The following is a 21,502-nucleotide window of genomic DNA, read 5'->3' as shown; positions in this document are numbered from 1 at the left end:
CCGCGATAACCAGACGTATTGCTGGATGAGCACTAGCTGGTGGATGAAGCAGGAACGTTGGAAACGGCTCTCGCCAAATTACGTTTGTATCGCGGCAATGTCTTTGATGATGTGCCGACGGCTTATCGGTCAAGCGGGTTCCTTTCAGAGTGCCTTGGCCCAGCCGCGCAGTACGTACTTCTGGATTTTGCCCGTCGAAGTTTTCGGCAACTCGCTGAACACGACGGTTTTCGGGAGTTTGAACCCTGCCAGATGCTCACGACAGAAGCGAATGATCTCGGCTTCCCGAGTGTCCTGGCAGTCAGCTTTGAGAGTGATGAAGGCACACGGAGTTTCACCCCATTTTTCGTCCGGACGGGCGACCACCGCAGCTTCCAGTACCGCCGGGTGACGATACAAAACGTCCTCAACCTCGATGGTGGAAATGTTCTCTCCTCCCGAGATGATTATGTCCTTGAGCCGATCCTTGATTTCGACATAGCCGTCCGGGTGACGAACCGCCAAGTCGCCGGTGTGAAACCAGCCGCCCCTGAACGCCTCACGGGTGGCATCGGGGTTCTTCAGATAGCCTTTCATCACTGTGTTGCCGCGCATGAAGATTTCGCCAACGCTGATCCCATCGCAAGGCACCGGCTCCATGGTCTGCGGATCGGCAACCATCAGGCCCTCCAGGGTCGGGTAGCGCACGCCTTGGCGTGACTTGATCTTCGCCCGTTCGTCGAGCGGGCGCTCATCCCATTGCGCGTGCCAGGCACAAACAGTCACAGGACCGTAAACCTCGGTCAATCCATAGACGTGAGTGACCTTGATGCCCATCTCCTCGACCGCACCGATGACCTTGGCCGGCGGCGCGGCGCCCGCCACCATGGCGTTGACCGGGTGATCGAAAACGACCTTGGCCGAGTCTGGCAGGTTGACCAGCGCGTTGAGCACAATGGGCGCACCGCACAGGTGGCTGACCTGATGCTGGTTGATCAGGGTGAGAATTTTTTCCGGGTCCACGCGGCGCAAAAACACATGAGTACCGGCCAATGCGGTGACGGTCCACGGGAAGCACCAGCCATTGCAATGGAACATCGGCAGAGTCCAGAGGTACACCGGATGGTTGCCCATCGCCCAGGTCATCTGATTGCCCAGTGAATTGAGATAGGCACCACGGTGGTGGTAAATCACGCCTTTCGGGTTGCCAGTAGTGCCGGACGTGTAGTTGAGGGCGATGGCTTGCCACTCGTCCTCAGGCCATTGCCAGGCGAATTGCGGGTCGCCTTCAGCGAGGAAGGCTTCATAGTCCAGATTGCTGAGCGCTTGGCCTTCGCCATACTCCGGGTCGTCCACATCGACCACCAGGGGAGGATTGGACAGCAGGCTCAAGGCTTCACAGATCACCCGGTGGAATTCACGGTCGGTGATCAACACCCTGGCTTCACCGTGTTCCAGCATGAAGGCAATGGCTGGCGCATCCAGCCGTACATTGAGGGTGTTGAGGACTGCACCAATCATTGGCACAGCGAAGTGCGCTTCGAGCATGGCCGGGATGTTGGGCAGCATCACCGCGACCGTATCGCCCTTGCCGATACCCCGCCCGTTGAGCGCGCCGGCCAGGCGTCGGCAGCGCTCATAAGTCTGTTGCCAGTTGCGCCGTACCGCGCCGTGGATCACCGCCGGATACTCACCGTAGACCGAGGCCGTGCGCTCAATGAAGCTCAGTGGCGAGAGCGCGACATAGTTGACTGGCGAGGGCGCCAAGCCCGTTTCGAAAATCGACATAAGATATTCCTGTGAGGAAGTTCCCAGCCGCGTAGCACGGCTGGACACTTCCAATGGCTGATTGTTGGCTCTGCTCAGGTGTACATCACGCCCCTGGGACGCTGCATCAGTGCAACCGCTGGTTCAAACCGTGCGCTTATCGTTTTTGCGCACGTACGAGCGCCATGTCATGGCCCACTGCTGCGGGTCTTCCAACTGCGCGCTCTTGAGCCGGTGGATCGCCTGGTTATGCGGCGAGGTTTTGACAATCTCGGGATTAGAGTAGGCCTCGTCAGAGATCCGCGCGAGCACCTGGATCCAGGTGTCCAGCGCTTCCTTGCCATACATTTCGCCCGGCTCTGGGGTGAACGGCTCAGGTATCAGCCAAGGGTGGTGGCTGCTCCACATCGGATCAATACCGAAATCGCTCATGCGGTTCTGCACGTCGTGGACATCGACCCCGGTGTCCTCCTTGAGTTGCTCAAGGCTGTAGCGGGTCATCTCCATTCGCGCACTTGTGGCCTCGGGATGGGAACGGGTGACACCGCGAATGGCCAGCAGGCCTTTTTCCATGTAGTTGTTGGCCAGCACGGAAATATCCGAAGCCTCAGACATGCCCGCTGCACCCATGGCGCGGGACCAGGCGTAGGCCTTGAGAATCACTGGGACATTGCCCCAGAACTCGCGAATCTTGCCGCAGCTCTGTGGACGGTCGTGATCGAGGCGGTAGCGCTCACCGTCAAAGGCGACCACTGGCGCGGGCAAGAACGGCGCAAGTTCCGCCGAGCAGCCATACGCTCCAACAGCGGGCCCGCCGACACCACTCTTGGGCGCGCCGAAGGTCTTGTGCAGCATAAACATGCAGGCATCAAAACCGAGTTCGCGTGCACGGATTTTGGTCATCACGCCATTGAAGTTGGCGTGATCGTAGAAGCACAGGCCGCCGGCCTCGTGCACCACGCGCACCCATTCGCGGATCTCGGGATTGTAGACGCCCATGTCGTCGGGGTTGTTCACCATCAATGCGGCGGTGCGGTTGGACACGGCAGCCTTGAGCGACTCGAGCGACGGATAGCCATTCTCCTCAATCATCAGGGTGATGACTTTGAACCCCGCCGCAGCGGCCGTCGCGGCACTGCTGGGGTGTGTCTGGATGGTGGTGATGATCTCATCACGCTGGGCCAGTTCACCACGGGACGCATGGTAGGCGCGGGTCACGGCGCAACTGGTATAGGCCGCGTCGGCACCACCGCCCGCCTGGAAGATGAACTGATCCATCCCGGACAATTCACGCAAGATCGTGTCCATGCCGTGTACCACTTCCAGCGCACCTTGCAGGGTGTCTTCGTCCTGATACGGATGTACGTGGGTGATTTCCGGGCGCCAGGCCATGGCCTCGTTGATCTGCGCGTTGTACTTCATGGTGCAGGTGCCGAACAGGCTGATGTTCATCATGCCCAGGGTCTGCTGCGACAAACGCAGGTAGTGGTACAGCACCTCGGGCTCGGACATTTGCGGCAACGCCGGTTTGCGCGAGCGGCGCATAGTCGCGGGAATCAAATCAGCGGCGCTGCCGACAGCTGTTTGAACGTCGGCTTCGACATCGGAAAAAATCACTCCGCGACGGCCGGGATAGCCCATTTCCAAAATGACAGGTTCGCTCCAGACGGGGGCGTGGTATTCCCTGAGTGTGGTGCTCATTGTGCGATTACCTTCTTGAGTGCAGCGGTCAGACGCTCAAGGTCTGCCTGGGTGTGAATCTCGGTGACGCAATACAGGGCACTGGCGCCCAGCTCCGGGAAGTCCTGCGTCAGGTCTTTGCCGCCGAAGATCCCGAGTACGAGCAACTGCTTGTTGATGTCTTTCACACTGAGCCCGGTGGCGTCGAAATTGACCACGAACTCTTTGAAAAAACCGGACGCAAATGTCACGCCTACCCCTGGAATTTCAGCCAACAGCTTCGCGGCGTAGTGAGCCCGTTGCAGAATGACCTTGCCGACGTCTTCAAAACCTTGCGGCCCCATCATGGCCATGTACACGGCGTTGGCGATGGCCCACATGTACACCGAGTGGCCGGTCCAGTCGTTACCCTTGTCACGCAAGCCATAGGACGATTGCTCGAACAGGCTCAGGCCAAAACCGTATTCGCCGGGCTTGGTGGTCTCACCGATACTGATGAACAACGTCGGGTACTGGTGGGCGTAGAGTTCTTCATCGCGGGTTGCAATGAAGCCACTGACACCGCCGCCACAATTCATGTGCACACCGAGCGGCTGAGTGGTACCGACCACGATGTCCGCGCCGAAATCGATGGGCGCGGCCAGCACGCCCAGGGAGATAGGGTCGACACCGACGATCACTTCGGCACCCGCCGCGTGGGCAATCGCCGCAATCTCGGCGCCTTGCTGTTCAATCACCCCGAAGTAGGACGGGGTTTCGAAATACACGGCAGCGGTTTGTGCACCGATTGAGGCGCGTAGGTGATCGAGGTCGAGCAAACCGGTGTTCGGGTCATAGTCGACGAGGCGCACGACGATGTGGCTCGGCATGTCGACCGGTTCGCAGTAGTTGCGAATAATCGACAGCCGCTCCGGGTCGATGGCGCGGACCACCGCCACTTCGTGACGCCCGGTGATGCGTGTGGCCATACGGATGGCGTGGCCGGCGGCGCAACCCCAACTGCGCACAGGCAAGCCGACCAGGTCCATATTCAGTAGCTCGCCGAGCTGGCTGCAGAATTCGAACCAGGCCTGGTTGCGCCCGTGATCGGAACTCGGTTCGCCGAACACCGACGTCAGCCATTCGTTGCGCCGTACCACCTCGTCGCAGGCCGCCGGGACGTGATGCTGCCAACAGCCGGCGCCGAGGAAGTTGAGGTTCTGCTCGCAGGTCTTGTTCTTCGACAGCGTACTGACCAGGTGTCGGCGCAGCTCACTCTCGTTCAGTGCCGGCGGCAGGTTGATCGGCCGCTGCAGGCGATGTTCCTCGGGGATTTGCTGGAACAGTGCCTCGATGCTGTCAACACCAATCGAGTCCAGCATCTCCTGCTTGAGGGCGGGGACGGAGTTCGCCATGTAGGGGTGGGCGACATGATTACTCATGGGGTTATCCTCGGTTTTTTCGGATGGAACAGATGGTCAGGATCGAACCCTGAAAAAGACGGACCGGTCAGGTCCTGTGTGCACGCGTATATGGCCGCTGAGCGCGGCGTCGACTTGGGCGTCGCCGGTGTCGACGCGCAAGCAACCGGCGTCGAGGGAGAGCAGCTTGTCCATCGAGGCGATCACGATGAGGTGCTCGCGTCCTGCCCGGCGGATGACCTCGGCGCTGATCTGCTGATTGCCACGGCCGAACAAGCTGCCATGCCCGCCAAGGACGCCGACGATGATGCGGATCTCATAGCCCTCCATCAGCCGGATCAACTGGTGTTCGTTGAGGTCAGAGCCCACCAGCGCGCCGTTCAGTACGGCATCGACACCCAGCAGCGTCGATGGCAGGCCGAGTTCGGTCATCACGCGCCGCGTGGTGGTGCCGGGCCCCAACAGGTACAGGCAGCCTGGCTGCATCTCTCGAACGACCTGCCGACAGGCGGCGTCCAGCGCCAAGCTGTCACTGGCGACAGACCCGGACTTGGCGTTTTGTACGAGGTGACGTTCATAAGGGCTGCGTGCATAGCCATAGAGTTGCGCAGACACCTGGTCATTTCGTGTGGCCGCTTCATCGATGTCCATCACCTCGGCCTCGCGAAAGCGCACTGAAGGCTCGCCAGCAATAAAGCGTGCGGCGAGGCTTCCGGCGTTTTCGGGATTGGTACCGAAGACGGCGGAATACATTTTCACGCCCGTTGGGATACCGAGGATCGGCACCCGGTCGCTGACCATTCCCAGCACATCCCGCGCCGTGCCATCACCGCCGGCGAAAAGCAGTAGATCAACGTTGGCGTAAGCCATGACAATCGCCGCGCTTCGCGTGTCATCAGCTTCGCTCGATTCGGATATTGAGCGGTAGACGACGATAGGATCGAGACCGGCGGCGCGTGCAACGTCTTCGCCCAACGCACCAGAGCCGGTGAGCAAGCGAAAAGGCATGGACGAGGCAGCCAGGCGTTTGAGCGCAAGCACGGCGCGCTCGCTGGAGACCGGCCGCGCACCACGGCGTCGCGCCTCTAGCAGGACATCGGGGCCATCGGTGCCCTTCAAACCCACCGGGCCGCCCATGCCCGCCACAGGATTGACGATCAGCCCGAGGGTTTTGCCCTGGCCGACGCTGGTGACTGAACTCTCGGGATCGCGCTGCTCACACATTGCTCGGTATCCTGTGCTGAAGAGCGGCGTCACCGGCACTGAAGAAACAGATCTCCATGCCGATTGCATACGCCGCGTATGTGAGCAACAATACGACATACGCAGCGTATGTCAACTGACATACGCCATGCATGTTGAATTTTTGATGAGGAAAACGATCGATGGCGCAGAAGCGTGCGGACATGATTTCGGAGACCCGCGGCAAGCTGATCAAGGCAGCACGGGAAGCCTTCGCGACGAAAGGCTATGCGGACAGTTCGATGGACGATCTGACCGCGCAAGCGGGGCTCACCAGGGGCGCGCTATACCATCACTTCGGTGACAAGAAAGGGTTGCTGCAGGCAGTCATCACCCAGATCGACGAAGAAATGATGGCGCGCCTGTCCGTCATCATCGATGAGGCGGCCACGATCTGGGACGGCTTCATTGATGAATCCATCGCGTACATCAAGATGTCCCTGGAACCTGAAATCCAACGCATCGTGTTCCTAGACGGGCCATCGGTGCTGGGCGATCCTTCGCAATGGCCCAGCCAGAACGCCTGTATCCGCAGCACCCAACGCAGCATCCAACGGCTGATCGATGAGGGGACGATTCGCAAGGTCAACACCGAAGCGACGGCGCGCCTGATCATGGGCGCCCTGCTCGGCGCGTCCTTGTGGATCGCCAACGCCGATGATCCGCACACAGCGTCCGAGCAAGTGGTGGAGAGTTTTGTCGCATTGGCGTCGGGATTGTTGCTGGTGTCTGAAACGGCAGGTCAGTAGTGGGGCTGGGTCAGACGGATGCCGAAATCGGAGAACTCAAACAACTCAACCATCGACGCAGGAGGTACTGGTCTGTCCATTTGCGCTCCTGTACTGCCGAGTTGCCATCACTGCATGCAGTCATTGAGAATGAGCGATTTCATTTGAAGGAAAGACATGGAAAGGCAACAAAGACCGCCGAACAATACATTTTGGTCGAATGTTAAGAAGCTCGCATTGATCGTGCCGATCGCCGGACTGGTGGGAGCCGGTCTGTCTCAATTGTTAGTAGGCGGCATCGATTACGGTGAGCTCAGAAGCTCTCTAAAGACAGCAAATAGCCGTAACGAATCACTTGAAAAAACGCTTGGTGAGTTCCGGCAAGCAAACGAAGAGTGGCGCAATGCCTACACGAAACTGAACGCTGACCTTTCAGCCGCCAGGGCAAGTGTGGCCGATATGCAGAACGATCAATGCGAATCGATTCGGAGCGTCATCTCGAACTTGCAATACAAAATTGAGAATGCCTACGGATATGGTGAAACTGAGGAAAAGCGTATGAACCTTCAGATAATAATGAAGCAGCATCAAGAGTCTTTACGCGCATGCTTCGCCTCTAGGAAGTGAGACCAGCCATACTCGTCGCCCCGCTATCAGCCTGTCCTGAACGGCAGAGCTTTGATTTGGTCTAAAGGCAGCCCGCCGCCTTGAAGGCGTCGATTGAATCGCGATGGTACTCAAGTCGGTCGGGACTTTGTTGACGTCTTTGGCTCATAATGAGGCACGTGGCGCTGGCAGGATACGTTGGTCACGCCGACCTGAATGTAGCGACGCAATTTGCTGATACGCAAAACGTGTCGCGCTTTACTCGGGCTTCCGGCCAGGAAGCTTGAAGTCATTCACCCGATCAGCAATGGATCGGATCTTCTCCACCCCGAGGAAGCCAACCCAGCCGCCCACGAAGGTAGCCATGCTCTGGGGCAGCGAGAAGAACTCAAGGCCGCTGATGATGGTGAGAGGCAGAACACCACAGATGGAGCCCTCTTCGATCGTGTGCCGCCGCCGTACGTGATTCGCAGGACGGCCATAGCGCAGGACAACGCAGCCGCGTAGAGGATTTGCGAATTCTGGCTCAACCACGCAAGCGCTATCGCCCAGGTGTCTGGTTTGTCTGCATGTTGGACATCTCTGTTCCTCCCCGTCAGGGACAGGAATACGACAGACCGCAACCTGCGGGATAGATCAGCTCCAGCCACACTCCCAGCTCGGAGCGATGGGCGTGCTGAGCCGAAAACTAAAGAGCCCCGGCAAATGCCGAGGCTCTGTGAACGTAGAAAGCCAAAAAACCCAACACTGGATCGGGCTTTGCTCGCAAAAAAAACACAAAGTAACGGAAAAACTAAAAACTCAAATCGATTCCGTCAGGCATTCTCCGCGCCTCCATTTGCATCAATTCTGCTTACTTCAACAGCTCGCAATCTTCGAACATAGGAGTTTTGACGACATCCCCTTTACCAGTGCAAATGACTTTGACGGTGGCACCCTTCTTCAACGTTGCCATAACGGCCAAGTCGGATTTTTCAAACTTAAAATGCGGCCCCATGAACTGGTTCGTGCCGGCCAGCACCAGGTAAGGCTTTCCGAGGAAGTCAGTATTGATGTCGGTGATCCGGCCGGTCACCTGAACTCGTTTATCCTTGAACTGGACGTCTGCGGCAACGGTGTTGTCCTCATAACTCGACGCTACTTGTGCGGCGGTGTAGGCCTTAAGAGGTTCGGCAGGAGCAGTTGCAGCAGCAGGGGCTGGCGACGATGCGGATGTCTTGGAAATCTGAGAACTGGTGTTGTGGCTTGACGTTGAGGACGGCGCCCCGGCGACAATAAGAATGGACAGCACAAGCCAGCCGAACCCAATGATTCGAGCGAGAAGCGAATGCCCGTTCCGCAGCAGAAACCATACAAATACAAAGGGCAGGAACAAAATCCCAAGCCCGAGAAGAAAACCGACATTGCGTTTAGTTGGCGCGGTCACTGCAGTCATATCGCTCTCCGTGGCGATCGATGGGGGAGAGCATTTTGTACGCAGCGACATCAAAATGCTACCAGCGCATAAAGGAAGCCTTTAAAGCTTAAGGAATGCAATCCTAGCAACGGCCCAGCGCTCTTCACTCATTTCCTCCAGTCTCGAATAAGCAAGAAGGTTTTTCGTTCTTTCGCTTGGCATCTGGCCATAAAAAAGCCCGACTCAATGGCCGGGCTGTAAAACAGTTGTGAATCGTGATACCTAGATTTTTTGAACCACCGCCTGCAAGGCGCCACCATGGAAAAGGAGCTTCACAATGTTAGTAGATATCTACCGAGACCGGGCGCTTGAAAAGATCCTGATCGTCGAGGACGGCAAAGGCATTCCAAGAATATCTGACTCCGGCTCTGAATTTCTGGATGGCTTGGCGTTTCATCGCCAAACAGATATCAGCACAGACGATCTGCCGACAGGACTTAACAAAAATGAGGTCCTCACATCTCTAAAGAAGCACGGGTTTTACGTGGCAAGTAACGCTGCAACAATCAGCGAGGTTGAGATCCTGGACTAGCCCTGAAACGAAAAAGCCCCGCACGGTGGCGAGGCTGGCAACTGGTGCAGGAGGCGACAGGGTCTTGCGTGAGCACCCGATAAACTTGCGTCCATGTCCCAGAGGATCGACCTAGCCATGCTTCGAAGCATGTTTAGCTTTCTTCCTTCGCCCCGGGAAGGGAGCGACAGCTATGCTTTAATGCTATGGCCAGTTTGTAAATATTGTCCGGGTCCGACTCCGCTCGCACTTCGTTTGCTCTCGCGATAATCAGAGAGGCTATACCATCGCGCTCTCGCATAAATGCCGCTGGAGCCAAAGGACCTTTTTCGGCGCTACCCAAAGTAATGCTTGCAACGCCCGCAAGCCCCGCCGTGATAGCGGGAGCAAAACCTCCAGTTCCAGCAGCAGCCAACATGGCACCTGTAAAGCCCATCACGCCTCCACCAGCACCCACACCAAGCCGCCAGAACTCTGCGTTCTTGGTTCTAATTTCATAATTGTTCGAACGGGTCCAGCAATACTCTGCGACGGTATCGAAGTCCTTGAGCGCCGCGACCATCGGGGCTTTTGTTGAGTCGGATTTAACAAAGCTCTCATATGCCGTCAACGCTGGAGGGCTTACTTTGGTCACGTGATAGCAACCTGACAAAAGAAGAGCGCCGACTACGACAAAGTTTCCTTTAGTCATACCTACCTCCAATTACCCAAAATAGGGCACTTGTGATTGTAGATACGAATTCAATTATGCGAGTGGCATTTTGATATGGGCGACTGGGCTGATAGCCAATCTTAAAACATCACGCTGCTTGATCAATTTAACGAAGCCAGCCGTGCAGATTGAGAGGTGCGATCAAGAATTGACGGCCCGCATGATCGCCGGGCACTTCATTCAACGTGTCTCTGTGTCGCGCTGGATTCGCCCCGCTCACCCTGGGTATGCATCCATAAGGGTGCACGACTTGAAACACACGTTTGGCCGTCGCCTTCGGGCGGCAGGTGTCACGCAGGAAGACCGAAAGGCTTTGCTGGGGCACAAGAACGGCAGCATCACCAGTCACTACTCGGGCGCCGAGCTCGGGCATCTGATCGAAGCTGCGAATATGGTATCAGCAAACGACTCTAGGGGACCGGTGCTGACAATCTTGAAGAGGAAAACAGGATGAAGTCCCGAAAAACTCCCCACCAATGAAAAAGCCCAACTGGCTAGAGTTGGGCTAAGTCATTGAATAATATGGTCGGGACGGAGTGATTCGAACACTCGACCCCTAGCACCCCATGCTAGTGCGCTACCGGACTGCGCTACGCCCCGACTAGGCGTGAATCTTGTTCCGTCTCTCAACGGAACGCTCAGGAATATATCGCAAGCTTTTGAAAACTGGAAGATTTAAAAGCAGAAATTTATTTCTTGAGCACCACCAGCACATCTTCAAGCTCGGCGATCATCTGGCGGATCATCTGTTTGTACTGGGTTGTATCGTCTTTGGCCTCATCACCGGAGAGGCGCAAGCGCGCTCCGCCGATGGTGAACCCCTGGTCGTACAGCAGCGCGCGGATCTGCCGGATCATCAGCACGTCTTGTCGCTGATAATACCGGCGGTTTCCGCGGCGCTTGACCGGGTTGAGTTGAGGAAACTCCTGCTCCCAATAGCGCAGCACATGCGGTTTTACCGCACACAGCTCGCTGACTTCACCAATGGTGAAGTAGCGTTTGCCTGGGATGACGGGTAGCTCGTCGTTATGACTTGGTTCCAGCATAAGCCTCAACTCGGGCCTTCAACTTCTGCCCTGGACGAAAGGTGACCACACGGCGAGCCGTGATCGGGATTTCTTCACCCGTTTTCGGATTGCGGCCAGGCCGCTGGCGTTTGTCCCGCAGGTCGAAATTGCCGAAACCGGACAATTTGACCTGTTCGTTGTCTTCCAGAGCGTGCCTGATTTCTTCGAAAAACAGTTCGACCAATTCTTTGGCCTCCCGTTTATTCAGGCCCAGCTCCTCATACAGACGTTCCGCCATCTCAGCTTTCGTCAGAGCCCCCATACGTCACTTCCTTAACGTGGCGTTCAACCTGTTTTCGAGCGAGGTGAGGATATTCTGCGTTGCGGTATTCACCTCATCGTCATTAAGAGTGCGCGATGGATGCTGCCAGGTCAAGCCGACTGCAAGGCTTTTTCTATGCGGATCAATGCCTTTACCCTGATACACGTCAAATAGCCTGAGGTCCGTGAGCCATTCGCCTGCATTTTCACGGATTACATCCAGTACGGCGCTGGATGCAACGTCGCGATCGGCCAGCAGCGCAAGGTCACGCCGCACTTCAGGAAAGCGCGATAACTCCTGGAATTTCGGCATTTTCCCCAGTGCCACTTCGCCCAGAACCAGCTCGAAAACAAACACAGGACGATCAAGCCCCAGAGTCTTGGACAGTTCAGGGTGAATCGCCCCGACATAGCCGACTTCACGCCCGTCACGCTCAATGCGTGCCGTCTGGCCCGGATGCAGCGCCGGATGCTTGCCCGGCACGAAGGTGAACGCGTCGAGCGCACCGGCGAAGCCCAGCACCGCTTCCACGTCAGCCTTGACGTCGAAGAAGTCGACAACATCGCGACCTTGCGCCCAGCCTTCCGGCAAACGACTGCCGCAAACGACACCGGCCAGCATCGGCTCTTGCTTCAAGCCTTCCAATTGACCAACGAAACGCAGGCCGCTTTCGAACAGACGTACGCGGTCCTGTTGGCGGTTCAGGTTGTGCTGGAGCGACTTGACCAGGCCCGGCCACAGGGACGAGCGCATGGCGGCCATGTCGTTGGAAATCGGGTTGGCCAGCAACAGCGGCTCGACACCTGGATTGAACAGCTCGAACTGGCGTGGATCGATGAAGCTGTAGGTGATCGCTTCCTGATATCCACGAGCCACCAGCAGACGGCGCAGTTCCGGCAGGTCGCTACGGGCTTCGGCCTTGGCCTGTGGGGCCAAGCGCGCCTGCGGGTAGCGAACCGGCAAACGGTTGTAGCCGTACAGACGGGCCAGCTCTTCGATCAGATCGACTTCCAGGCTGATATCGAAGCGATGGCTTGGCACTTCGACACGCCACTGCCCTGCCCCGTCGGCGCTGATGTTCAGGCCCAGGGCACTGAGTAGGCGTTCGACTTCAGCCGGGGCCATTTCCATGCCGAGCATCTGCGTGATGCGCTGGGCACGCAGGGTGACCGGTGCGATTTGGGGCAGGTGCTGTTCGCTGACGGTTTCGATGATCGGGCCAGCTTCGCCGCCAGTGATTTCCAGCAGCAGGCCAGTGGCGCGCTCCATGGCTTCACGGGCCAGTTGCCAGTCCACGCCGCGCTCGTAACGGTGCGAGGCATCGGTGTGCAGGCCATAGGAACGGGCCTTGCCAGCCACCGCAATCTGGTCGAAGAACGCACTTTCAAGGAACACATCACGGGTCGTCGCGGAGACGCCGCTGTGCTCACCACCCATCACGCCGGCAATCGCCAGGGCACGGGAGTGGTCGGCGATGACCAGCGTATCGCTGCGCAGGGTCACTTCCTGGCCATCGAGCAGTACCAGCTTCTCGCCTTCATCAGCCATGCGCACGCGGATGCCGCCGTTGATTTCGGCAAGGTCGAACGCGTGCAGCGGCTGACCCAGCTCCAGCATCACGTAGTTGGTGATGTCGACGGCAGCGTCGATGCTGCGCACGTCGGCGCGACGCAGGCGCTCGACCATCCACAGCGGGGTCGGCTTGGACAGGTCGACATTCCGGATAACGCGCCCCAGGTAACGTGGGCATGCCGCCGGCGCCAGCACTTCAACCGAGCGCACTTCATCATGCACCGCGGCAACGGTCGCGACCGCTGGACGTGCCACTGGGGCGGCATACAACGCACCCACTTCACGAGCCAGACCGGCCAGGGACAGGCAGTCGCCACGGTTCGGGGTCAGGTCGACCTCGATGCTCGCATCGTCCAGGCTCAGGTACTCACGGATGTCCTGGCCGACCGGTGCGTCAGCTGGAAGCTCCATCAGGCCATCGTTGCCTTCGCCAATCTGCAGTTCAGCCTGGGAGCACAACATGCCGTTGGACTCGACGCCACGCAGCTTGGCTTTCTTGATCTTGAAGTCGCCCGGCAGTTCGGCACCGATCATGGCGAACGGGATCTTCAGGCCCGGGCGCACATTTGGCGCGCCACAGACCACCTGGAAGGTTTCCGCGCCATTGCTGACCTGGCACACCCGCAGCTTGTCGGCGTCCGGGTGCTGCTCGGTGCTCAGCACCTCGCCCACCACCACACCACTGAATTCACCGGCGGCCGGCGTCACGCTATCGACCTCAAGACCGGCCATCGACAGGCGAGCAACCAGCTCGTCCCGGCTTACCTGCGGGCTTACCCAGCCGCGCAGCCATTGTTCACTGAATTTCATCCTGCTCTCCTATTAGATTCGTTACGGGTCTGCGGCTTAGCGAAATTGCGCAAGGAACCGCAAGTCGTTGTCGAAGAACAGGCGCAAGTCATTTACACCGTAACGCAGCATGGCCAGACGCTCGACGCCCATGCCGAAAGCAAAACCCGAGAACTCTTCCGGGTCGATCCCGGACATACGCAGCACGTTCGGGTGAACCATGCCGCAGCCCATGACCTCCAGCCAGCCGGTCTGCTTGCAGACGCGGCAGCCTTTACCGCTGCACATCACGCATTCCATATCGACTTCAGCGGATGGCTCGGTGAACGGGAAGTACGAAGGACGGAAACGCACCGCCAGTTCTTTCTCGAAGAACACCCGCAGGAACTCTTCGATAGTCCCTTTCAGGTCGGCGAAATTGATGTCGCGATCCACCAGCAGGCCTTCGACCTGATGGAACATCGGCGAGTGGGTGATATCGGAGTCGCTACGGTACACACGGCCTGGGCAGACGATGCGGATCGGCGGCTGCTGCGATTCCATGGTGCGGACCTGTACCGGCGAGGTATGGGTGCGCAACAGCATGTTCGCATTGAAATAGAAGGTGTCATGCATCGACCGGGCCGGGTGATGGCCTGGGATGTTGAGCGCCTCGAAGTTGTGATAGTCGTCTTCGACCTCAGGGCCTTCGGCAATGCCGTAGCCGATGTGGGTGAAGAACTGCTCGATACGTTCCAGGGTCCGGGTAACCGGATGCAAACCACCGGAAGTCTGGCCGCGGCCAGGCAGGGTCACGTCGATGGATTCGGCGGCGAGCTTGGCAGCCAGATCCGCTTCCTCGAACAAGGCCTTGCGCGCATTAAGGACTTCTGTAACACGCTCCTTGGCAACGTTGATCAGCGCACCGACCTGCGGACGCTCTTCGGCCGGCAGGTTCCCCAGGGTCTTCATCACCTGAGTCAACTCGCCCTTCTTGCCAAGGTAGTGAACCCGGATTTGCTCCAGGGCATTGATATCTTCAGCGCTTTGCACAGCCTCTAGTGCTTGAGAGACCAGCGCGTCCAGGTTTTCCATGTACAGACTCCAGATACAAAATAGGGGAAGAGCTTGAAGGCTCTTCCCCTATTTATGACGTTTAACACCTGGCCCCACAGAGGTGAGGCCGGGTGACTGTCGGGGGTACTTAAGCCAAGGTGGCTTTAGCTTTCTCGACAATCGCAGCAAACGCCGCTTTTTCGTTCACTGCCAGATCAGCCAGAACCTTACGGTCGATCTCGATGGACGCTTTTTTCAGGCCGGCAATGAAACGGCTGTAGGACAGACCGTTAACACGAGCACCAGCGTTGATACGAGCGATCCACAGAGCGCGGAACTGACGTTTTTTCTGACGACGGTCACGGTAGGCGTATTGGCCTGCCTTGATTACCGCTTGCTTGGCAACACGGAATACGCGGGAACGCGCGCCGTAGTAGCCTTTAGCAAGTTTCAGAATTTTTTTGTGACGCTTACGGGCAATGACGCCACGCTTTACACGAGCCATGAGTTACTTCCTCTATTCTTGATCCAAAAATTAACGAAGGCGCAGCATGCGCTCGACTTTTGCCACGTCAGACGGATGCAGCAAGCTGCTACCGCGCAGTTGACGCTTACGCTTGGTCGACATTTTGGTCAGGATGTGGCTCTTGAAAGCGTGCTTGTGCTTGATACCGTTAGCAGTTTTCAGAAACCGCTTAGCAGCACCACTTTTAGTTTTCATCTTTGGCATGTTCGGATACTCCGCATTCAGTTGATAAACATAATCGCAAGGCCTGCCGTGCCCTGTTGATTACTTCTTCTTTTTCGGGGCGATGACCATGATCAGCTGGCGTCCTTCCATCTTAGGATGCTGTTCGACCGAACCGTACTCGAGCAGGTCTTGTTCAACCCGCTTGAGGAGTTCCATCCCCAGCTCCTGGTGGGCCATCTCACGGCCGCGGAATCGCAAGGATACCTTGGCCCTGTCCCCGTCACTCAGGAAACGTACCAGGTTGCGCAGTTTTACCTGGTAATCCCCTTCCTCCGTCCCTGGACGAAACTTGATTTCTTTTACCTGAATCTGCTTCTGGTTTTTCTTCGCCGCGGCAATCTGCTTCTTCTTTTCGAAGATCGACTTGCCGTAGTCCATCACCCGGCAAACCGGCGGGACTGCGTCTGCGGAAATTTCTACCAGATCAAGCTTGGCTTCTTCAGCAATACGAAGCGCTTCATCAATCGAGACGATGCCAATCTGCTCGCCGTCAGCGCCAATTAACCGAACCTCGCGTGCCGAGATATTCTCGTTGATCGGGGCTTTCGGTGCAGCTCGTTTATCTTGTCTCATTTCACGCTTAATAATAATTACTCCAAATCTGGGCGACCACGCCGGGAAACCGCTTGCGCGAGGAACTCAGCGAATTCGGCGACGGGCATCGAGCCCAGGTCAGCACCTTCACGAGTACGCACAGCGACAGTCTGCATCTCGACCTCCCGATCTCCAATAACCAAGAGAAAGGGAACCTTGAGCAAAGTATGCTCGCGGATTTTAAAGCCGATCTTTTCATTTCTCAAGTCGGACTTGGCACGAAATCCGCTTTGGTTGAGAGTTTTTTCGACCTCGGCGGCAAAATCTGCCTGTTTATCAGTGATATTCATGATCACTGCCTGGGTCGGCGCCAACCACGCGGGGAACGCACCCTCGTAGTGTTCGATCAGAATCCCGACGAAGCGCTCGAACGAACCGAGGATCGCGCGGTGAAGCATGACCGGGTGCTTGCGGCTGTTGTCTTCGGACACGTATTCGGCGCCCAGACGGATCGGCAGGTTAAAATCGAGCTGCAGGGTACCACACTGCCACACGCGACCAAGGCAATCTTTGAGCGAGAACTCGATCTTCGGCCCGTAGAAAGCCCCTTCGCCCGGTTGCAGATCGTACGCAAGGCCCGCGCTATCGAGTGCGGCGGCCAGCGCTGCTTCGGCGCGATCCCACAACTCATCGGAACCAACGCGTTTGTCCGGACGAGTGGACAGCTTCATCTCGACTTCGGTAAAGCCGAAATCCCGGTAGACGTCCATGGTCAGCTTGATGAAGGCAGCGGATTCGGCCTGCATCTGCTCTTCGGTGCAGAAGATATGCGCATCGTCCTGGGTGAAGGCACGCACGCGCATGATGCCGTGCAGCGCACCCGATGGCTCGTTACGGTGGCAGGCACCGAACTCAGCCAGGCGCATCGGCAGCTCGCGGTAGCTTTTCAGGCCCTGGTTGAACACCTGCACGTGGCAAGGGCAGTTCATCGGCTTGATGGCGTAGTCGCGGTTTTCCGACTGGGTAGTGAACATGTTGTCGGCGTAGTTGGCCCAGTGCCCGGATTTCTCCCACAGGCTACGGTCAACCACTTGCGGCGTCTTGATCTCCAGGTAGCCGTTTTCACGCTGGACCTGGCGCATGTACTGCTCGAGCACCTGGTACAGGGTCCAACCGTTCGGATGCCAGAACACCATGCCCGGGGATTCTTCCTGGGTGTGGAACAGGCCCAGGCGCTTGCCGATCTTGCGATGGTCACGCTTCTCGGCTTCCTCGATACGCTGGATGTAAGCGGCCAGTTGCTTCTTGTCGGCCCAGGCAGTGCCGTAGACGCGCTGCAACTGCTCGTTCTTCGCATCGCCACGCCAATAGGCGCCGGACAGCTTGGTCAGCTTGAAAGACTTCAGGAAGCGGGTGTTCGGCACATGCGGGCCACGGCACATGTCGACGTATTCTTCGTGGTAGTACAGGCCCATGGCCTGCTCGTCCGGCATGTCTTCCACCAGACGCAGCTTGTAATCCTCGCCACGCGCCTTGAACACTTCGATGACTTCGGCACGCGGGGTCACTTTCTTGATGACGTCGTAATCTTTCTCGATCAGCTGCTGCATGCGCTGTTCGATGGCCGCCATGTCTTCCGGCGTGAAAGGACGCTCAAAGGCGATGTCGTAATAGAAGCCTTCGTCGATGACAGGCCCGATGACCATCTTCGCGCTCGGGTACAGCTGCTTGACCGCATGGCCCACCAGGTGCGCGCAAGAGTGGCGAATGATCTCCAGCCCCTCTTCATCCTTTGGCGTGATGATTTGCAGCGTGGCGTCGCTGTCGATGACATCGCTGGCATCGACCAGTTTGCCGTTGACCTTGCCAGCCAGGGTGGCCTTGGCCAGGCCCGCGCCGATGGATGCTGCGACCTCGGCTACGGAAACCGGGTGATCGAATGAACGTTGACTGCCGTCGGGAAGAGTAATAGTTGGCATGGCGCCTCCTCTCCTAGTGGTGACCCCTACCAAAGGTCACGTGGGTTGGGATGAGCCAGTACAAGATCCAGTCCAGGCCATTCAATGACGAACGCCTGCCTTACAGCGGCAGGAGCCTTGCGGCCAACCGGGAAAACCGAACCAGAGTGACTGGGATTCAAATCAGGGTTAATCGAACATTTGCCGCAGCCGGGACCTGTTGTCCTCCGGAGCCTGAAAATACCCGAGCCCGGCATGCTAGCACAGATGAACGGTCATCGCCGCGCCCGGATTGAAGCGGACGTAAATCCACGGTTTTTATGCCAGAGTGCTGAACTGTACCGCCCGCTACGCCTCAGATAACAAGACATCGACCCGAAAGGAGCATCTTCGCATGCGTCTGAACACATTATTTGCAGTAGTCGCCCCCCTCGCCCTGCTGCTCCCGCTGACCGCCCACGCCGAATGGCCCAAGGGGGAGCGTGAAAAATACATGGCCCAATGCACCGAGGCGGCCACGCCACAGATCGGCGCGGCAGCGGCCAAATCCCATTGCGCCTGTGGCGCCGATGCGATCAAGTCCTACCCGGCAGCCGACATTCAAGCCTTGATGGACAATAAGGCGACCCCGCAGCTGCAGCAAAAAGCACTGGGGCAGATTGCAAAATGCAAGGCCGATAACAAGGCCAAAAAGTAAGAAAACAGATCTTTGCACAGAGCCGTGCATCGATAAAAAACGCTGATTTCGGGCCTTTTTGACCGATTTATTCAGGTTTTACAGCTTTTTTTATCGTCTTTACGTTCGGCTGAAAGCCTTTAAAACCGGGCCTTTCAGCCGGATCAGGCAGTAAAGAAAACACGACTGATTGGCAAACAGCGCGTGCGGGGGGCTCCCAAATCGAACATTTCGACTATGATACCCCGGTGTGCCCAGTTGGCCTGAGCAGCACAGTACACTGAAAATATATGTTTCTTGGAGATACACCATGTCTAATCGCCAAACCGGCACCGTTAAATGGTTCAACGATGAAAAAGGCTTCGGCTTCATCACTCCTACAGGTGGCGGTGACGACCTGTTCGTACACTTCAAAGCTATCGAAAGCGACGGTTTCAAAAGCCTGAAAGAAGGCCAGACCGTTTCCTTCGTGGCTGAGAAAGGCCAAAAGGGTATGCAAGCTGCACAGGTTCGCCCAGAGTAATTACTCGGCGAGCACAAAAAACCCCGTCCATGTGACGGGGTTTTTTATGGGCGATTGAAAAATCAATCAGCCGCAGTTCACCCGGTTGATGATCAGATTGGCGTCAGTGTTGAGATTCAGGCGATCCGAGCGGTACTCAAGCGTCACCATATCGTTGGGCTTGAGGATCCGCGCATATTGCGCACCGGCGCGGGTGCGGGCTTGTTCCAGCAGTTGCGGCGAGGCCTTCTTGCCGATGGCGAACTCGGCAGCTGTTGCTTCGCAGCGGCTGTAGCCTGTTTCTGTTGCTACCGGATCAGGGGTCGATTCAGAGGTGCTGCTGCAACCGCTCAAGAGCGCGACGGCCAGCAAAGTACCCAATGACGCGAGCTTCCAAGGCATGAAGCCTCCTTTTGTTGATGATTAAACAGAGAGCGTGCGACAGCCCAAACGAAGCTTGGTTTCAACCCAAGGGCTATCATGGTGCCCTCATCAGGAAAACAGGCAGTTTGCCTGAGCCGACATCCCGCTTCAGGGGTGAATCGTGACTGAATATGAATGGTGTTCAGTAAACGTCGATGTAGTCAAAGGGCGGATTGGGCCAGTTGTCCTTCAACGCATTGTAGATCTGCATGACCCAGACCTCGTCACTGGCGGCGACCAGCCCGACGTAGCCTGAACCTTTTGCCCACGTTTCCAGCCGAAACGATAGCCCGTCGATGTCCACACCGCCCACCACGCCCGAAGACAAATAGGCGATACCCGCCTTGGTCACGCGCAGTTGGGTGTGCTCGTCATCACTGGCCGAAGCCAGCAACTGACGAACCGCGTCGAGGGTCAACCCGTCAGGAGCGTTCAAATCGATCTGCACGGCGGGGGCCTCTTCAGAAAGTCAAAAAGCAAGTGTCGCACAGCCCTTCCCTGATGCCTAAGTCGCAGTGCAAAACCCCAGGCAAAAATGGTTAACTCACCCTACAGACCTCCCAACTCGCGAGCCCGACCATGAGCACCGTCAGCATCGAAGCCACCATCAATGCCAAATGGTCGGAGGGCCACAGCTCCTACAGCCCTGGCAGCCCCGAAGAACTGGCAATCATCGGTATAGAACTGTTGGTCAAGGAGCTGGGAACGAAGGCGGCCCTGAACTTTATCCAGCAAGCGTTCGAACGATACCCCAGCAGCATTGAAGCAGTGGATTGAAACACACCCGCAGGCCTTGACCTGCGAGTGTTCGGCAAGACCGATTACTTCAGACGCGCCAAGCGCTCGGTCAGCAGGTCAAAAAAGCCCTGAGCATCGCCATCCTGCACCCAGTAGGCATTTTTGGGTGCCTTCAGGCCGTCGTACCAGTCAACGATGGTCTGTCCGAAAGTCGGCCCTTCACGGCTGTCCACCACGACGTTGACTGAACGCCCGGTAAACAACTCTGGCTTGAGCAGGTAGGCAACCACCGTGGCATCGTGCACCGGCCCGCCCGTCATGCCGTAATGCTCCATATCACCTTTGACGTATTCGTTGAGAATGTCGCCGACGATCTTGCTGGCCTTGTTGTCCACGGCAGCGATCTGCTTCAGGCGTGCTTCGCTGGTGAGGATCTTGTGGGTCACATCCAGCGGCAGGTAAGTGAGCTTCACACCGCTCTTGAGCACCACTTCTGCGGCCTGTGGATCAGCGTACAGGTTGAACTCGGCCACCGGAGTGATGTTGCCGCCATTGAAGTGCGCACCGCCCATGATCACCACTTCCTTGATGCCCTGGACAATTTCGGGCTCCTGTATCAATGCCAGGGCCAGGTTGGTCTGCGGGCCAAGCATGGCAATGGTGATGCTATGGGGCTTGGCAGCCTTGAGGGTATCGATCAGGTAGTTGACGGCGTTGCCCTTGGCCAGCCCCTTCTTCGGCTCATACACCTCGACACCCGACAGGCCTTCCTTGCCATGGATGTTTTCCGCGTAGATAGGCGTGCGCATCATCGGCTTCGGCGCACCGGCATACACCGGCACGTCTTCGCGCCCCGCCCATTCCCGGGCCAGGCGAGCGTTGCGCGATGTCTTGTCCAGACGCACGTTGCCAGCGACGGTGGTCAACGCGCGGATATTCAGTTCTTCGGGGGAAGCCAGGGCAAACAACAGGGCAACCACATCGTCGGCCCCCGGATCAGTGTCGATGATCAGGTCGATTTTTTCCGCCGCCTGGGCGCTCGTAGCAGTGATCAGTGACAAAAGCAGCAGACTCCGGAACAGTTGACGCATTTTCTGAGCATAGCGGTGCATGG

The 21,502-nt window shown here is 57.5% G+C and carries 23 protein-coding genes, 1 tRNA gene and 2 pseudogenes; 7 read left to right on the top strand and 19 right to left on the bottom strand.

Annotated elements, in window-relative coordinates:
- Nucleotides 1-144: 144 nt before the first annotated feature.
- From PSH91_RS09935 to PSH91_RS09920, 4 genes are all read right to left on the bottom strand, one after another.
- Nucleotides 145-1,767, bottom strand: coding sequence for an acyl-CoA synthetase (locus PSH91_RS09935; protein WP_305468054.1), 1,623 nt, complete (start codon nt 1,765-1,767; stop codon nt 145-147).
- A gap of 123 nt (nt 1,768-1,890) precedes the next feature.
- Entirely contained in the window at nt 1,891-3,447 is a 1,557-nt protein-coding gene (gene gcvPB, locus PSH91_RS09930) for an aminomethyl-transferring glycine dehydrogenase subunit GcvPB (RefSeq protein WP_076385518.1), read from the bottom strand.
- Entirely contained in the window at nt 3,444-4,847 is a 1,404-nt protein-coding gene (gene gcvPA / locus PSH91_RS09925; RefSeq protein ID WP_107322870.1) for an aminomethyl-transferring glycine dehydrogenase subunit GcvPA, read from the bottom strand. The genes gcvPB and gcvPA overlap by 4 nt, the downstream gene beginning before the upstream one ends.
- Before the next feature lie 36 nt (nt 4,848-4,883).
- Nucleotides 4,884-6,050: an ATP-NAD kinase family protein gene (locus PSH91_RS09920; protein ID WP_107322871.1), complete on the bottom strand. Its 1,167-nt coding sequence runs from the start codon at nt 6,048-6,050 to the stop codon at nt 4,884-4,886.
- Nucleotides 6,051-6,211: 161 nt separating this feature from the next.
- On the opposite strand from PSH91_RS09920, the gene PSH91_RS09915 reads away from it, so the two are divergent.
- Together PSH91_RS09915 and PSH91_RS09910 are read left to right on the top strand one after the other, a co-directional pair.
- Nucleotides 6,212-6,817, top strand: coding sequence for a TetR/AcrR family transcriptional regulator (locus PSH91_RS09915; RefSeq protein ID WP_107322872.1), 606 nt, complete (start codon nt 6,212-6,214; stop codon nt 6,815-6,817).
- Between the two features lie 156 nt (nt 6,818-6,973).
- Entirely contained in the window at nt 6,974-7,423 is a 450-nt protein-coding gene (locus PSH91_RS09910) for a hypothetical protein (RefSeq protein WP_107322873.1), read from the top strand.
- 237 nt (nt 7,424-7,660) lie between these two features.
- Here the strand turns inward: PSH91_RS09910 and PSH91_RS09905 are convergent.
- Both PSH91_RS09905 and PSH91_RS09900 read right to left on the bottom strand, forming a co-directional pair.
- A pseudogene (locus PSH91_RS09905) lies at nt 7,661-8,052 on the bottom strand (phage holin, lambda family).
- Between the two features lie 203 nt (nt 8,053-8,255).
- Entirely contained in the window at nt 8,256-8,837 is a 582-nt protein-coding gene (locus PSH91_RS09900; protein ID WP_177513927.1) for a hypothetical protein, read from the bottom strand.
- 298 nt (nt 8,838-9,135) lie between these two features.
- Between PSH91_RS09900 and PSH91_RS09895 the strand changes: the two genes are divergently transcribed.
- Nucleotides 9,136-9,390 carry a hypothetical protein gene (locus PSH91_RS09895; RefSeq protein WP_107322875.1) on the top strand — a complete coding sequence of 85 codons (255 nt, stop codon included), beginning with the start codon at nt 9,136-9,138 and terminating at the stop codon, nt 9,388-9,390.
- A gap of 133 nt (nt 9,391-9,523) precedes the next feature.
- Here the strand turns inward: PSH91_RS09895 and PSH91_RS09890 are convergent, their stop codons facing one another.
- Nucleotides 9,524-10,060, bottom strand: coding sequence for a hypothetical protein (locus tag PSH91_RS09890; protein ID WP_107322876.1), 537 nt, complete (start codon nt 10,058-10,060; stop codon nt 9,524-9,526).
- A gap of 226 nt (nt 10,061-10,286) precedes the next feature.
- Between PSH91_RS09890 and PSH91_RS09885 the strand changes: the two are divergent.
- Nucleotides 10,287-10,535: pseudogene (locus tag PSH91_RS09885) on the top strand (site-specific integrase); the annotation flags it as partial.
- Between the two features lie 69 nt (nt 10,536-10,604).
- Here PSH91_RS09885 and PSH91_RS09880 read toward each other — a convergent pair.
- The 9 genes from PSH91_RS09880 to thrS form a co-directional block, all read right to left on the bottom strand.
- Nucleotides 10,605-10,681: transfer RNA gene (locus tag PSH91_RS09880), tRNA-Pro, on the bottom strand.
- Between the two features lie 89 nt (nt 10,682-10,770).
- Nucleotides 10,771-11,127 carry a MerR family transcriptional regulator gene (locus PSH91_RS09875; RefSeq protein ID WP_003179985.1) on the bottom strand — a complete coding sequence of 119 codons (357 nt, stop codon included), beginning with the start codon at nt 11,125-11,127 and terminating at the stop codon, nt 10,771-10,773.
- Complete coding sequence (gene ihfA / locus PSH91_RS09870) at nt 11,108-11,410, bottom strand: integration host factor subunit alpha (protein ID WP_002553164.1); 303 nt, start codon at nt 11,408-11,410, stop codon at nt 11,108-11,110. The genes PSH91_RS09875 and ihfA overlap by 20 nt, the downstream gene beginning before the upstream one ends.
- A gap of 3 nt (nt 11,411-11,413) precedes the next feature.
- Entirely contained in the window at nt 11,414-13,792 is a 2,379-nt protein-coding gene (gene pheT, locus PSH91_RS09865; protein ID WP_305468050.1) for a phenylalanine--tRNA ligase subunit beta, read from the bottom strand.
- A gap of 36 nt (nt 13,793-13,828) precedes the next feature.
- Nucleotides 13,829-14,845, bottom strand: a complete 1,017-nt coding sequence (gene pheS, locus PSH91_RS09860; RefSeq protein ID WP_047229332.1) for a phenylalanine--tRNA ligase subunit alpha — start codon at nt 14,843-14,845, stop codon at nt 13,829-13,831.
- Between the two features lie 109 nt (nt 14,846-14,954).
- A complete protein-coding gene (gene rplT / locus PSH91_RS09855) occupies nt 14,955-15,311 on the bottom strand; it encodes a 50S ribosomal protein L20 (RefSeq protein ID WP_002553161.1) in 357 nt (118 codons plus the stop codon).
- Nucleotides 15,312-15,341: 30 nt separating this feature from the next.
- Nucleotides 15,342-15,536, bottom strand: a complete 195-nt coding sequence (gene rpmI, locus PSH91_RS09850; protein ID WP_002553160.1) for a 50S ribosomal protein L35 — start codon at nt 15,534-15,536, stop codon at nt 15,342-15,344.
- Nucleotides 15,537-15,596: 60 nt separating this feature from the next.
- Nucleotides 15,597-16,148 carry a translation initiation factor IF-3 gene (gene infC / locus PSH91_RS09845; RefSeq protein ID WP_169432615.1) on the bottom strand — a complete coding sequence of 184 codons (552 nt, stop codon included), beginning with the start codon at nt 16,146-16,148 and terminating at the stop codon, nt 15,597-15,599.
- Nucleotides 16,148-18,070 (bottom strand): threonine--tRNA ligase, encoded by a 1,923-nt coding sequence (gene thrS / locus PSH91_RS09840; protein ID WP_305468049.1) that lies wholly within the window; start codon nt 18,068-18,070, stop codon nt 16,148-16,150. Before thrS ends, infC begins: the two co-directional genes overlap by 1 nt.
- Before the next feature lie 373 nt (nt 18,071-18,443).
- On the opposite strand from thrS, the gene PSH91_RS09835 reads away from it, so the two are divergent.
- Complete coding sequence (locus PSH91_RS09835; protein WP_047229331.1) at nt 18,444-18,746, top strand: hypothetical protein; 303 nt, start codon at nt 18,444-18,446, stop codon at nt 18,744-18,746.
- A gap of 289 nt (nt 18,747-19,035) precedes the next feature.
- Entirely contained in the window at nt 19,036-19,248 is a 213-nt protein-coding gene (locus PSH91_RS09830) for a cold-shock protein (RefSeq protein ID WP_047229330.1), read from the top strand.
- A gap of 66 nt (nt 19,249-19,314) precedes the next feature.
- Here PSH91_RS09830 and PSH91_RS09825 read toward each other — a convergent pair whose 3' ends face one another.
- Nucleotides 19,315-19,629 carry an I78 family peptidase inhibitor gene (locus PSH91_RS09825; RefSeq protein WP_047229329.1) on the bottom strand — a complete coding sequence of 105 codons (315 nt, stop codon included), beginning with the start codon at nt 19,627-19,629 and terminating at the stop codon, nt 19,315-19,317.
- A 163-nt stretch (nt 19,630-19,792) separates the two neighbouring features.
- Entirely contained in the window at nt 19,793-20,098 is a 306-nt protein-coding gene (locus PSH91_RS09820) for a hypothetical protein (protein ID WP_139050680.1), read from the bottom strand.
- 131 nt (nt 20,099-20,229) lie between these two features.
- Here PSH91_RS09820 and PSH91_RS09815 point away from each other — a divergent pair, with 131 nt between their 5' ends.
- Nucleotides 20,230-20,427: a hypothetical protein gene (locus PSH91_RS09815; RefSeq protein WP_047229327.1), complete on the top strand. Its 198-nt coding sequence runs from the start codon at nt 20,230-20,232 to the stop codon at nt 20,425-20,427.
- Nucleotides 20,428-20,471: 44 nt separating this feature from the next.
- On the opposite strand, the gene PSH91_RS09810 is transcribed toward PSH91_RS09815, so the two are convergent.
- The gene (locus PSH91_RS09810) at nt 20,472-21,500 is read right to left on the bottom strand and encodes a nucleoside hydrolase (protein WP_076385524.1); all 1,029 of its coding nucleotides are present in this window, start codon (nt 21,498-21,500) and stop codon (nt 20,472-20,474) included.
- Between the last annotated feature and the right edge of the window lie 2 nt (nt 21,501-21,502).

It is taken from the genome of Pseudomonas sp. FP1154, from assembly GCF_030687245.1.
Classification (GTDB): domain Bacteria; phylum Pseudomonadota; class Gammaproteobacteria; order Pseudomonadales; family Pseudomonadaceae; genus Aquipseudomonas; species Aquipseudomonas rhizophila.
Note: the sequence above shows the minus strand (reverse complement) of the source record. Positions and strands in the feature narration are given on the sequence as shown.